Source organism: Granulicella aggregans, from assembly GCF_014203275.1.
Taxonomy (GTDB): Bacteria; Acidobacteriota; Terriglobia; order Terriglobales; family Acidobacteriaceae; genus Edaphobacter.
The window spans coordinates 285,110-297,283 of record NZ_JACHIP010000006.1 but is presented as its reverse complement, the minus strand read 5'-3'; the positions used below and the strand labels follow the sequence as shown (position 1 = coordinate 297,283).

Annotated in this window: 10 protein-coding genes; 3 read left to right on the top strand and 7 right to left on the bottom strand. The window is 55.5% G+C overall.

Going from position 1 to position 12,174, the window contains the following annotated elements; genetic code table 11:
• Positions 1 to 3: 3 nt before the first annotated feature.
• The 4 genes from HDF16_RS21180 to HDF16_RS21165 all read right to left on the bottom strand — a co-directional run bounded on the left by HDF16_RS21180 (position 4) and on the right by HDF16_RS21165 (position 3,328).
• Positions 4 to 900, bottom strand: coding sequence for an HvfC/BufC N-terminal domain-containing protein (locus HDF16_RS21180; protein ID WP_184221339.1), 897 nt, complete (start codon positions 898 to 900; stop codon positions 4 to 6).
• Complete coding sequence (gene bufB, locus HDF16_RS21175; protein ID WP_184221337.1) at positions 897 to 1,778, bottom strand: MNIO family bufferin maturase; 882 nt, start codon at positions 1,776 to 1,778, stop codon at positions 897 to 899. Before bufB ends, HDF16_RS21180 begins: the two co-directional genes overlap by 4 nt.
• A gap of 75 nt (positions 1,779 to 1,853) precedes the next feature.
• Positions 1,854 to 2,135, bottom strand: coding sequence for a hypothetical protein (locus HDF16_RS21170; RefSeq protein ID WP_184221335.1), 282 nt, complete (start codon positions 2,133 to 2,135; stop codon positions 1,854 to 1,856).
• A gap of 233 nt (positions 2,136 to 2,368) precedes the next feature.
• Positions 2,369 to 3,328: a hypothetical protein gene (locus HDF16_RS21165; protein ID WP_184221333.1), complete on the bottom strand. Its 960-nt coding sequence runs from the start codon at positions 3,326 to 3,328 to the stop codon at positions 2,369 to 2,371.
• A 222-nt stretch (positions 3,329 to 3,550) separates the two neighbouring features.
• Here HDF16_RS21165 and HDF16_RS21160 point away from each other — a divergent pair, with 222 nt between their 5' ends.
• Positions 3,551 to 4,021: a DoxX family protein gene (locus HDF16_RS21160; RefSeq protein ID WP_184221331.1), complete on the top strand. Its 471-nt coding sequence runs from the start codon at positions 3,551 to 3,553 to the stop codon at positions 4,019 to 4,021.
• 862 nt (positions 4,022 to 4,883) lie between these two features.
• On the opposite strand, the gene HDF16_RS21155 is transcribed toward HDF16_RS21160, so the two are convergent.
• Positions 4,884 to 5,432: a carbonic anhydrase gene (locus HDF16_RS21155; RefSeq protein WP_184221329.1), complete on the bottom strand. Its 549-nt coding sequence runs from the start codon at positions 5,430 to 5,432 to the stop codon at positions 4,884 to 4,886.
• Between the two features lie 60 nt (positions 5,433 to 5,492).
• Positions 5,493 to 6,341 (bottom strand): alpha/beta hydrolase, encoded by an 849-nt coding sequence (locus HDF16_RS21150; protein WP_184221327.1) that lies wholly within the window; start codon positions 6,339 to 6,341, stop codon positions 5,493 to 5,495.
• A gap of 293 nt (positions 6,342 to 6,634) precedes the next feature.
• On the opposite strand from HDF16_RS21150, the gene HDF16_RS21145 reads away from it, so the two are divergent.
• Both HDF16_RS21145 and HDF16_RS21140 read left to right on the top strand, forming a co-directional pair.
• Positions 6,635 to 9,814 carry a ligand-binding sensor domain-containing protein gene (locus HDF16_RS21145; protein ID WP_184221325.1) on the top strand — a complete coding sequence of 1,060 codons (3,180 nt, stop codon included), beginning with the start codon at positions 6,635 to 6,637 and terminating at the stop codon, positions 9,812 to 9,814.
• Between the two features lie 306 nt (positions 9,815 to 10,120).
• A complete protein-coding gene (locus HDF16_RS21140) occupies positions 10,121 to 10,681 on the top strand; it encodes an NADPH-dependent FMN reductase (protein ID WP_184221323.1) in 561 nt (186 codons plus the stop codon).
• A gap of 111 nt (positions 10,682 to 10,792) precedes the next feature.
• Here HDF16_RS21140 and HDF16_RS21135 read toward each other — a convergent pair whose 3' ends face one another.
• Positions 10,793 to 11,614 carry an alpha/beta fold hydrolase gene (locus HDF16_RS21135; RefSeq protein ID WP_184221470.1) on the bottom strand — a complete coding sequence of 274 codons (822 nt, stop codon included), beginning with the start codon at positions 11,612 to 11,614 and terminating at the stop codon, positions 10,793 to 10,795.
• Positions 11,615 to 12,174 lie beyond the last annotated feature (560 nt).

The following is a 12,174-nucleotide window of genomic DNA, read 5'->3' as shown; positions in this document are numbered from 1 at the left end:
CGGCTATTGAATGCTGGCTGGACCAGTCTGCTCGCGACAGAACCAGCCAAGCTCTGCTGCGTGTGCGAAGCACGCCTGAATCTTCTGCGCCTGCTCTTCGGGGGAGAGGCGGCTGCCCGAGAACGTGTTCTCAATAGCTTCACCCAAAGTCTGCTGAGCCTTCAATGCCGCCAGCAGAGCGAACGCCTCGGGCTCGATCCGGCGATAGTACACGGAGCTGTCGTACCGATGCACAGCGAGGAAGACCTTCGCGCGCAACATCTCCGGCAGCGCCATGCCACTCGTCTTCTTACGCTCGGATACGGCGTTGCTTACGATGTCGGTCTCCGGCGTCGCCTTGTGGACCGCCAGCACGAGTTCATCCACGGGATAGCGCAGGGCAAGCAATTGCAGATGAGGCTGAAGCGTCAGCGTCGAGTCCTCCGCGAGATAACGAAAGTCCTCCTCTGCAAGCGGAGGAAGCGCCGTGCCATCATAAGACTCGATATACGCCCACTCGAGGCGGGCCACATCGACCATCAACTTGTGCTTCTTCGGACCGAACTCCGGATGAGCCTCCAGCCATTGCGGCAGCTTCGCACCGAGATCACGCAGCGTCCACGACGTCGAAGCGTGCTCCTTGAGATAGGCCAGCACCAACGCATCGAACTTCTTCTCGCGGAGCAGCGCATTCAACGCCGGGTAATCTTCCGACACCGCCGTGATCACCCGGAACCAGTACTGCCGGTTGTAGATCTCGAGCCGATCGAACGAGGTCAGCCGGTCATTGGGCTTGATGTAGGTCTCTGCGAGCGTATGTACCGACGCGCCATCGGCTGCTTCTGTCTGCATCGCCATCTCCGGCGTGAGCGGTCGACGGACATCGTCGGACATGCGTCGTTGCAGCTCCAGCAGCGTCATGCGTGAACCTCTTCGAGCTCCTGCGATGCAATCGCAACGGACGCTTCGGCACCAACGAGATACCGGTTCGCTTTGAGCGCCTCATTGTGGACCTCGTCGAACGAAGGAATACTGTCGTCCCACTCCAGCAGCGTCGCCGTCGGTCCAACCCGCTCAATCGCGCGCGCATACATCTTCCACACCGGGTCGAGCACGGGATGATCGTGCGTATCGAGCGTGTACTTCTCAAACTTGGAGTGACCCGCAACGTGTATCTGGGCCACGCGCTCGGCGGGGACGGCGTTGACATAAACCATCGGATCGAAGCTGTGGTTTTGCGAGGAGACGTAGATATTATTCACGTCGAGCAGGATGCCGCAGTCAGCGCGATGAACAACCTCATTCAGAAACTCCCACTCCGTCATCTCCGACTCGTGAAACTCGGCGTAGCTGCTGACGTTTTCTACCGCGACCGGAATTTCGAGGAAGTCCTGCACCTCGCGGATCCGTAGTGCGGTCGTCTCGACAGCCTCCCACGTGTAAGGAAGGGGAAGTAGATCGTGCGTGTAGCGGCCGTCCACGCTACCCCAGCAGAGATGGTCGGAGAGCCACGGAGTTTTGGTGCGCTTCGTCAGAGTCTTCAGTCGCTTCAGGTGCTCGCGATTCAGCGGCTGAGCGGAACCAAAGTACATCGAGACGCCGTGCTGCACCACTCGGTACTGGTCAAGAATCTGGTCGAGCACCTTCAGCGCCCGGCCGCCGTCGACCATGTAGTTTTCCGAGATGATCTCGAACCAGTCCACCACTGGCTTTTCGGCAAAGATGTGTTCGTAGTGCGGGACGCGCAGCCCGATACCCACGCCGTAGTCCGTGAATCCATTAAAGCGATTGGCCGGCATCGTTCCTCTGTCTAAAGCGGTGTTAAGTAGTGATGGGGCCTGAAAGCGGCTTCAGGCCCCAGGGTTACGGTAAGACTAGACGAACGACGGCTTGGAACCATCGGTGGCGCAAGCACCCTTGCCCTTGCAGCTGTTCTTGCCAGCGTGCTTGGCATCGCCGCCGCCCTGGCCCTTGCAATCGTTCTTGCCCTTACAGGCGTGCTTTGCTGGCTCGGTTGCAGCCGATGCGACCATAACGCCGGCATGTACTGAGGAGGTCGCCTGCTGTGTCGGCTGAACCTGGGCACGGACAGCGGTACCACCAACGAGGCCAGCGAATGCGGCGGCCAGAGCGAGAGACTTTGTGGAGTTCTTCATGTACGTGAACCTTTCTATGGTTGGGCCGCGCACATCGTACGCAGGACGTTGATCGGAAACGACTCGCTAAATTGCAGGTACCAAGATAACGAAAATGTTCGCTGTGCGGATTAAAAAGTAACGGAACATTTTCACGAGGCTCGTTACTTCACATTGGAGCAGCAACCCGGAGATTGGTTACAACGTCCTCCAAGAAATTCCTAAGGCTCATCCCTTGAGCGACATGGAGCAACTCACCCCGGTAAGTGTCCAGAAGCGGACATGGCCACGCGAACGGACGCGAGCGGAGCCTTTGGGCTGAGTACGACGGTGCGTCCGCTCAACTGCACTCCCAGGTCGTTCCACAAGGTGGGGAGGTCGACCATCACCGGCGACTTCGACCACTCACCGTACATCTCTTCAAGAACACTGGTCTTCGTGGCCGCGTCTCCGATCGCGAGAACCTTCGCCGGTGGCATCTCTCGGTCGATCGTGGCCCCGGCTGCGACGATACCTCGGAGCGCATCGGGTAGCCCCATTCGATTTCCAGTAGCGCGGCGGATTCGCACGTCAGCTTCCAGGCAGAAGAGCGCCCCACCCCAATAGGTCCGTCCCCAGGTATGAGTATTGTTCATTCCCTTGTCGCCGCCTTCGGGCTCGCCGTTCGGCATGCCTCGCACCATGCCTGCCCACATCGTTTCCGGGGTGATCTCCCCAGCCTCCATCCGGATGAATGGTTCGATGTAGCTCGCCAGCCCCTCTTCGAGCCAGCTTTGGTCGTCGGGAAGGGAAGCGAGCGCGGTATGAACCAGTTCGTGCGTGAGGATCCAGTCATCCACCAGCTCTTCGGCTGTGGTCGCACTGCCAATACGGATGCGGAGAAAGGCGGAGAAGCCGTCGCGGTCGCCCCAGGTTGTTCCCTGCAGAACACCATGCCGGCCAGCAACGGGGAGAATGAGAATCCGAGTGCGTGCAACGGGGAAGACACCATAAAACCTTGCCAAGGCATTGGCGACATCCTGGACGCGCTGAACGATCCGGCTGGTTGGCAGATCGAAACTTCCTTCGCCGAAGTCGACCTGAAGAAGTGCTTTTCCGCAGTGGATCGACTGGGACGACGTAACCCTGGAGGTTCTTCTCTCCTGTTGGGGGAAGGCTGTGACGCTTGCGGCGACTAGTAGACCGCAGGTCAGGAGTCGCGAAACGGATGTCACGTCTGCTTCTCCTTTGGCGATGCGACCAGCCTTGCAAGATTAGATGATGCCTGACGTTCCTGAGCTATTGACGTACGAGAAGACGAATAGCCTCTGCTTCCCGCAATTCGCCGCCTTCAATTCTTCGGGTGTAACGTTTTATTCAAGCCAACCTCTAATCGAAGTCAGTGCGTCAGTTTCGGTCTACGAACTGCGCTCAAAAAAAGAATTGAAAGAGGATGAATGAAAGCCCTGGTCAATCTGTACTCACGCTTCGCTGCGGCAGCATCGGTGCTGCAGTCACCCTTTCTCCTGGTCATTCGGCTCTACTGGGGCTGGCAGCTCGTCCAGACCGGCTGGGGCAAGCTGCACGGCATCCCTAAAATCACCGAGTTCTTCGCCTCCCTCAATATCCCTTTCCCAGGCTTCAATGCGCACTTCGTCGCTGGACTGGAGTTTTTCGGGGGCATCCTTCTCATCGTTGGTCTGGGCACCCGCCTGGTCGGTCTTCTGATGGCGATCAACATGTTTGTCGCCTATTGGACCGCCGACCATGAAGCCCTGACCGCGATCTTCTCCGACCCTGGCAAGTTTTATGTGGCCGACCCATTCACGTTTTTGTTCGCCTCTGTGATCGTGCTGATCTTCGGAGCCGGTCTCTTCTCTCTTGACGCGCTAATCGAAAGACGCAGTTCAAAGCCGTTGCCAGAATAGCCATGCTCGCGGACTTATCACAGAAAAATCCCGCGATCGCGCTCGACTTCGACTAGTCTCTGGAGCGACTTTTGCTGTTCGACATTCTTCGCATTCGGCCATGTCCGGCTATTTAAATGCGACCGCCAGGGCTTCGTTACATTGATTTTGTTATCACTGGAAACGCAGTCGATGAGCTTGTTGTAAGGATCAAGGCCCGCGGGTGGGTAGCTCGCCGACGATGATCTTATAGGTCTGCTTCTCCTGCGAGATCTTTTCTCTCTTGAGGTGGACCTGCTTCTCGTGGGCTTTTTCCCGTAGCAGACGCCTACGTGCCAAAGCACTAAGGGCGCACCGGCCGGACTAGCCAGTTGTTTCGAGGGCGAGCTTCGCAATGCCCTTCGCGCCGCGGGCCTCAAAACTTAGAACTTGCATATACCCACAGATACTCCGCCTGTGCTGCGCTTCCAAAGGACGACGTAGGACGCTACTGACACGAAACCCCAGCATTGGCTGGGGCGTGAACACGTCTTTGGGATTTCTTGGGATGGGGCTGGAAGCTTTATGGCGGAGAGGCGGAATTCGAAATGCTTCCCTATCGTAAGTGCCGCTAAATGAGTCGCATAAACAGGATTCGTCAATGTCGACGAGAGCATCAGCGTTATCTGATGTGTCGGAGCATATCGTTCGATGTCATCCGATACCGCTAAAATTTAGCAGATTTGGTAGCAGACGACTACCCACGATGAGCATCGCGCCAGTCGGTATAGCTGCCGTCAGTGATATCGCCCATTTGACTCTTTGCGGCCGTCATCTCAGCGGAACCTGATTGAGTACGGACCCCGGGGGCTCAAGCCGAAATTTGAGAGGGGTACCCAATGTCTTAGGATTCCACCGCTTCCCGCAGCAGGCACGGCTGCACAACAACTTCAATCTTTCCAGTTAGAACGTCGTAGACCAGACCGGACACCATGTAACCGCCCGGAATCGCTGTGTTCGCCCGGTAGGCGGCAATGTCCATTGCGACGGCCTTATGGGGATCAGTGATCGCCATCAAATCGAGCTCCTCCCGGCTCACTCCCAAGTGGCTCGCAAGAAGATCGGGAGCGAACTTGTAGCAGCCCTTGATCCCACAGTCAGTGTGGTGAAGGATGATCAGGTTCCAACCGGGGCCCATGTCTTGACCAGCCGCCTTCGTCACCACCGGCAGCAAAATCATCGTTTCAACGAGCGCTGGGTTGATCCTTCCCCCGATGTTGCGAATGATGGCGGCCTCTCCGGGCTTCAGCCCCAGAACATCCATCGGATCGACACGTGGATCCAGACACCCGATGATCAGAGTCTTCGTGGACGGGATGATCTTCAGATTCGCCGAGAATCCATTCGCGGCGAAAGCATCATTGCGTTGCTGTAACGTTTCGATGAATGTCATTCTTCTCCTGCCATCCAAACTTGAGCGATCGGTCGACAGACGTTTCAGCCATGCTCGGGCCTATGGCGTTACAACAGTCGGCAAGTGAGCATCGATCCAGGACATGATGTCGCTAAGGACGGTTTCTTTGTCGAGATCGTTAAGGAGATCGTGATAGCCGCCTTCGTAGAGCTTGAGCGTCTTGTCAACCGATCCCACTGCGTCGTGAAAATGCTGGCTACCGCTCGGCCTTGTGTTTTCGTCCGCCGTGCCGTGAAGGATGAGAACAGGTAGCGTGATCTCCGGAAATTCTTTCTTCAGGCGCTCGTCCGCTCGAACCAATGCAGCCATGGTCTGTACGGGCTGGGTCTCCTTCTCGATCAGGGGATCCTCATTCATCGTCTCTACGGCCGCTGGATCACGAGAAAATTTCTCATTCGGCAGATGGAGGAGATGTGTGTGGGGCGCGATATGACTCAATCCTTTGAACACAGACAGAACAAAATCTGGAGCTGGCAATTCATGAGCGAAACTTTCAGAGATCAGCCCGGTCAGTTGTGAAGGATGGTCGAGCGCATACAGGCAGGCTACGACGCCGCCGGCGCTATGCCCGAGCAAAATCACTGGATTACCCGGATCTCTTGCGTCGACAACCGTCTTGACCGCTTCGACATCTCCCACATAGTCTTCGAAGGTTTCAACGAAGAAGCGTTCCCCCTCAGACTGACCGCGACCCTGCAAGTCGATCGCATAGACTGCCAGGCCATCGGCTACAAAACGTTCGGCCACCCACTCGTAGTATGCGCTGTGAGCGTTGAAGCCGGGAATGATGATCAACGTCGCACGGGCACCAAGTTCCGGACGCCACGAGCGAAAGAAAATCGCCTGCCCATCAACGTTCTTGATTGTTTCTTGGGTCTTTGAAGACATGCGGAACACCTCAATATAAATTTCGACATCGCGTTCGCCCCGGAATCCGAAGCTCGCAACACTTCGACGCTACAGGGGCTCGACGTAAGCCTTCTTTGCCGAACACACGACATTTTGGCCGAAAGGGTTGCCCTCTTCAGATCCACCTCTCCCTCTCTCATCGTGGGACAATAGGCTCATCACCAAACTTTGACGCGAGACCATACCAGACTTGGCTTCTGCCCATTGGGAACTGCAACGAGAGCCGACCGCTCTTGGCGCGTGCGTGCTCGCATCGCTGTTCTTGACTCAGTTTGACTGCCGAAAGCTGTGAGGGGAATGAATTGTACGTTCTAATTCACCGGAAACTGGTCGTCATGGCGATCTTGCTGGTGCTTGGATCACGATTCCGCTGTCTCGCGTCACCAGCACTTAGCATTCCTGCTATTGAGCTTCCGCTTCGCAGCGGCACCGACATTCGCTTCAATCATTTGTCGCTCGATGCCGGTCTATCGCAAACGCGAGTTGAACAGATCGTTGAGGATGATCACGGCTTCATCTGGTTCGGAACACAGTATGGCCTCAACCGCTTTGATGGTTATAGCTATCGGGTATTCGTCCACGACAACAGCAATCCGAACAGCCTCGGCGGCGTTTACATAAGAGCGCTTTTCAAAGATGCAAATGGCACCCTCTGGATTGCGTGCGATCAGACGCTCGACAACTACGATCCAGTCACTGAACGGTTCACTCATTATCGGCTTGGCAACACCGTGCCGTCCGGAGTAGCAGAACCGACTGTCGCTCAAATCAGCCAGGATTTGAGCGGAACTATCTGGCTTTCCACTTCGGCTGGCCTGTACGGGATCACGAAGTCTGATCACCGGGTACATCGCTATGTTCATCAGGACTCAGATCCCTCAAGCATAAGCAGCAATGATGTGCAGTCCTCAGGCTTGGACCGGCATAACGACTTCTGGGTTGCGACTCGGAATGGCCTGAACAAGCTCAACTTGGCGAGCGGTCGCGTAGAAAAGTACATTCCGCTTCCCGTCATATACGCGAGTGCCGCTTTTCACGAAGATTCTCAGGGACGCTTCTGGGTTACCTACGGTCCCGTAAATAGCCTCGGTCTCCTGGATCGAAATTCCGGCAAACTCACACCGATCCAACCCAATCTCGGAACCTCCAAAAGCCAAACAGCGGGCACGATCTTCTCCATGATGGAGGACCACGAGGAAGCGATGTGGTTCGCCACTGCGGGACTCGGCCTACTTCGCCTCGATAAAAAGGCCACTTACTTTACTCGCTATCAAAACGAAATCGGTGATTCAAACAGCCTCGCTTCGAATCGAGTCAACACAGTCTTCGAGGACACCGGACACCGATTCTGGGTAGGACTCCATCAGGATTCGCCCGATTTCTTTGTGCTGGACAGTTCTTCCTTCCGAAGCTTCTCCCGGCAGGCGGGCTCGAGCAACAATCTCGTCTCTTCGCTCGTCAGCTCAATTTATAAAGATCGCAACGGAGATATCTGGATCGGCACGACCGGCGCTCTTCAGGTGATTGATCACAAAACTGGTTCATACCGACGCGTTCACCGGTTTGACGGAACGGACGTGCTATCCATTATCGAAGACAGCAGCGGAACTCTTTGGTTTGGAACAGCGGATTTTGGCCTGTTCAGTATGGATCCGCAAACCGCAGGGTGGCATCAGTACCGTCATAGGCCATCTGATCCGTCCGCTATCATTGGCGACACCGTCGAACGCATCTTAGTCGACCATTCCGGATCACTTTGGGCGGCTACCTGGGATGGCATCAGCCATTTTAACGCGAACAATCACTCTTTTGAATCATATACATCCAAGCCTGAGCGCGGAAGCACAAACTACTATGCGATCGCTGAAGACAGCTCCGGAGCGCTGTGGCTCGGTAGCAATAGAGGGTTGGACTTCTTCGATCCTTTGACGAAAGAATTCACGACCTTAACTCATCACTCAGAAGACGCCGCCTCATTAAGCGACAACCGAGTAAACACGATTTATATCGACGCTTCCAAGCACGTTTGGGTCGGCACCCAGAACGGCCTGGACCGCCTCAAAGAAGACCGCAAAAGCTTTGAGCATTTTTCCCAGAACGATGACCTATCCGGAAATGTAATCAGCTGCATTCAAAGCGACGATGCGGGATCTTTATGGATGAGCACGAACAGAGGACTGTCCCGGTTCGATCCGACGGCGAGGACACTCAAAGTTTATGCACAGATCGACGGATTGCCGGGCGAAGATCTTACAGGTTGGGGTGCCTGTTCAAGACATGACGACGGAGAGATGTTCTTTGGAGGCTTCAGCGGCGCAGTCGCGTTCCAACCACGCACGGTATCTGAGACCTTATCCCGTCCGAGCGTCAGACTTACTGACTTTCAACTCAGCGGGAAGTCGATCGCACCGGCTGCAAACACATTCCTGGAGCAAGCTATTGACTACACGTCCCTACTGAGGTTGAATCACTCTCAATCGATCTTCTCCTTCACGTTCGCAGGGCTAAACTATCGAAACAGCGACAAACTGAGGTATCGATACAAACTAGACGGTCTAGATCGAGATTGGAACGAAGTCAGCGGCACGAAGCGCACAGCCAGCTACACAACTCTTCCGGCGGGCACCTATACGTTCCGAGTCGAAACTGCGGCGAGCCGTGGTCTCTGGATTGAGCCTGGTGCCGCGCTCAAGATCATCATCGCTCCAGCTTGGTGGAATAGCTGGCCTTTCAGGACCATGATCGCCATCTTGTTCGCAGTAGCGCTGTATTGGGCCTATCGGCATCGTCTCGAAGCGCAAGAAGCCGAGTTCAAGATGAAGCTGGAGGAACGCCTAGGCGAAAGAACGCGTATCGCGCGAGACTTGCACGACACTCTGCTACAGACAATACAGGGCAGTAAGATGGCCGCAGACAACGCACTGCATACCTCGGATCCTCTCCAAATGCGTAGGGCAGTAGAGCGTATCTCCGCGTGGCTGGGGCAGGCCACCAGAGAAGGCCGAGTAGCAGTTGAGTCCTTACGAACCTCGCCAGATCAGGCTGGGTCACTCAGCACGACCATCGATAAGCTTTTGCAAGACGCTACAGATGGCAGCGGTATAGAGGGCGTATTCACTCAAGCTGGAGAGGCTAAGCCTCTGCATGCCGCCGTAACTGACGAGGTTTATCGGATCGCTCATGAGGCAATTCGAAATGCCTGCACTCACTCCCATGGAACACGTATTGAGGTGAGGCTTGTCTTTTCGAACGATGTGGTGCTCAGCATCCGCGATAACGGTCTAGGCATAACTGAAGCCCTTGCAAGAGACGGACGGAGTGGCCACTACGGGGTGCAAGGCATGAAGGAAAGAGCTGCGCGAATTGAGGCGGAACTCTCTATAGAAGCTTCTTCGCCTACAGGCACAAAAGTGACCTTGACTGTCCCTGAGAGGGTCATCGTAGCAAGGTAGGGTCTGAGTTCAAAATGCCAAAACGCAGCATGATCGGCAAAGAGGTTCTTGGCTCCAACAGCTATCGTCAGTCCGATGACACCACGAAGTCACGAAGGGCGCGAAGTCGCTCTGGCCGTCCGGCCGTGTGATCGGAGACGCCGGATATCTGCGCTTGTAGCCCCGACCTTCGCGGGTCCGGCCGACACATGAACGACCTTCGGCGCGAGTCTCCTCCCAATGTTTCAGATTTGGAAGATGACGCAACCCTCGTTCGTCTCAATCTAAGCGAACCCAAAAGCGTTACCAACATGTGGAGATCTAAGGATGCGGCCTGTTGCAATCATCATTGGGAGTGTCAGGGCGATCCGGATTGGGCCACAGGTGGCTGCGTGGGTCAAAGAGCGAGCAGACGACCAACATCTCCTCAAAACGGAAGTGGTCGACCTGGCATCTTGGCTGTTGCCTATGGATGACGAGCCTGGGCTACCGGTTGATGGAATCTACATCCAGCCGCATACAAAAGCGTGGAGCGAGAAGATCGCCGATTGTTGCGGTTTCGTCTTCGTTACTCCGCAGTACAACTGGGGTTACCCAGCCCCTCTCAAAAATGCGCTAGACCATCTCTTTCGCGAATGGAGCGGGAAGCCTGCATTGACCATCAGCTATGGTTATCACGGCGGTCAGAAGTCAGCCGCCCAGCTGGCTCCCGTGTTGAAGCGTTTAGGGATGAAGCCGTTGACGCTGCAGCCCAAGATCATGATATCGGCCATGATGCACACCCCGGGCGGCCTGCTCCGCGATCCGCACGTAGCTTTGAAAGACCACGAAGCAGACGTAGACGAGGCGCTTCGGGAGATGGCGACGATGCTCGCAAATCACTTGTAGGGAGTTGAAGCCTCTATCTGCCATCTTCGCCGGTGCCTGATTAGCTCGGCTTATGCTTTTCGAAGTGAAGGAGTGGGCTCCAGAACTTCGTGGCCCCACTCCTCATGGCATCTACCTCTTAATGAACGCTAAGAGGTCGGAGTTGATAGTGTCGGCGAACGTCGTGCAAAGACCGTGTGGTTGACCGGGGTAGGTCTTCAGCGTTGAGTTCTTTACCAGTGTGGCCGTGATTGGAGACGAGATCCCTAAAGGGACTATCTGATCTGCTTCGCCCTGAAGGATGAGTGTGGGCACGTCGAATTTCTTCAGGTCGCCGCGAAAGTCAGTTTCAGAGAACGCTTTGATGCACTCGTACTGGCCTTGGAGTGATCCCTCCATTCCTTCGAGAAAGAAGGCATCTCGGATGCCTTCCGAAACCTTGGCATCAGGCTTGTTGTAACCGTAGAACGGCATGGAGAGATCTTTGTAGAACTGGGCCCGGTTGCTGGAGACACCAGCGCGAAGGCCATCAAAAACAGACATGGGTGCGCCGTGAGGATTCGTTTCGGTCTGGAGCATGAATGGGGTAACAGCTGAGATCAGTACAGCTTTGCTAACACGCTTGGTCCCGTGACGGCCTATATAGCGGGCGACCTCTCCTCCACCCGTCGAATGTCCGACAAGGACGACGTTCTTTAGATCGAGTTTTTCAAAGATTTCTGCGAGATCATCCGCGTAGGTATCCATGTCGTTGCCAGTCCACGGCTGCCCTGAACGTCCATGGCCGCGACGGTCATGGGCAATGACGCGATAGCCGTGTTGACCGAAGAACAGCATCTGAGCGTCCCATGCGTCGGCGCTGAGTGGCCATCCGTGGCAGAATACGATCGGCTGTCCGGTTCCCCAGTCCTTAAAGTAGATAGAAGTTCCGTCCTTGACCGTAATCGTGTTCATGGCTTTCCCTTTTGCCGGTTCTACTCCGGAGTGTTTGTCGCCAGCTCCCGGCGGTGTTGCGAATGATTCAGAGGGCAACGCAACCGCCGCGATCAGAGCTGCGCTCCCGTATAGAGCATTCCGGCGTGTGTAAGTCGCTTGGGGGTTTACTACGCCCGGTTGCGGTGATTGCTCTTCGTGTGACCTGCTGCTTACCTGCTTCATAATGATCCTTTCGGAATTGATTTAGAGAGACACGGGAGGCTACAAGTGGCGCTGGCGTTGTCGCGAAGGCATCAACTTCAGCGTGGATTGTGGCCACGAGCTGAAACGACGAATGGGAGCAAGGATCGAAAACCGTTCAGTGAGTCTCATTCCGCGAGCCTCAGGCGGATTGCAGTGAGGCCAGCCAACATGCACATGCAGCGGGAGCTGCGATGCGCTGAAGAGATCATGATCCACTGCGAGAGTAGCGGTGGTTGTGTCGGATTGCTTGGCTGAAGAAGTGATTTTTTGATCAAACCGATCGGCTTATCAGCTCGAAGCTGTACGACCCGATGGTTGCGAGAACTGAAGCCGTT

Bases quoted from the DNA above. Each gene is read 5' to 3' on its own strand.
- HDF16_RS21180 (WP_184221339.1), bottom strand. From the start codon at position 900: ATGACGCTGCTGGAGCTGCAACGACGCATGTCCGACGATGTCCGTCGA.
- bufB (WP_184221337.1), bottom strand. From the start codon at position 1,778: ATGCCGGCCAATCGCTTTAATGGATTCACGGACTACGGCGTGGGTATC.
- HDF16_RS21170 (WP_184221335.1), bottom strand. From the start codon at position 2,135: ATGAAGAACTCCACAAAGTCTCTCGCTCTGGCCGCCGCATTCGCTGGC.
- HDF16_RS21160 (WP_184221331.1), top strand. From the start codon at position 3,551: ATGAAAGCCCTGGTCAATCTGTACTCACGCTTCGCTGCGGCAGCATCG.
- HDF16_RS21155 (WP_184221329.1), bottom strand. From the start codon at position 5,432: ATGACATTCATCGAAACGTTACAGCAACGCAATGATGCTTTCGCCGCG.
- HDF16_RS21150 (WP_184221327.1), bottom strand. From the start codon at position 6,341: ATGTCTTCAAAGACCCAAGAAACAATCAAGAACGTTGATGGGCAGGCG.
- HDF16_RS21140 (WP_184221323.1), top strand. From the start codon at position 10,121: ATGCGGCCTGTTGCAATCATCATTGGGAGTGTCAGGGCGATCCGGATT.
- HDF16_RS21135 (WP_184221470.1), bottom strand. From the start codon at position 11,614: ATGAACACGATTACGGTCAAGGACGGAACTTCTATCTACTTTAAGGAC.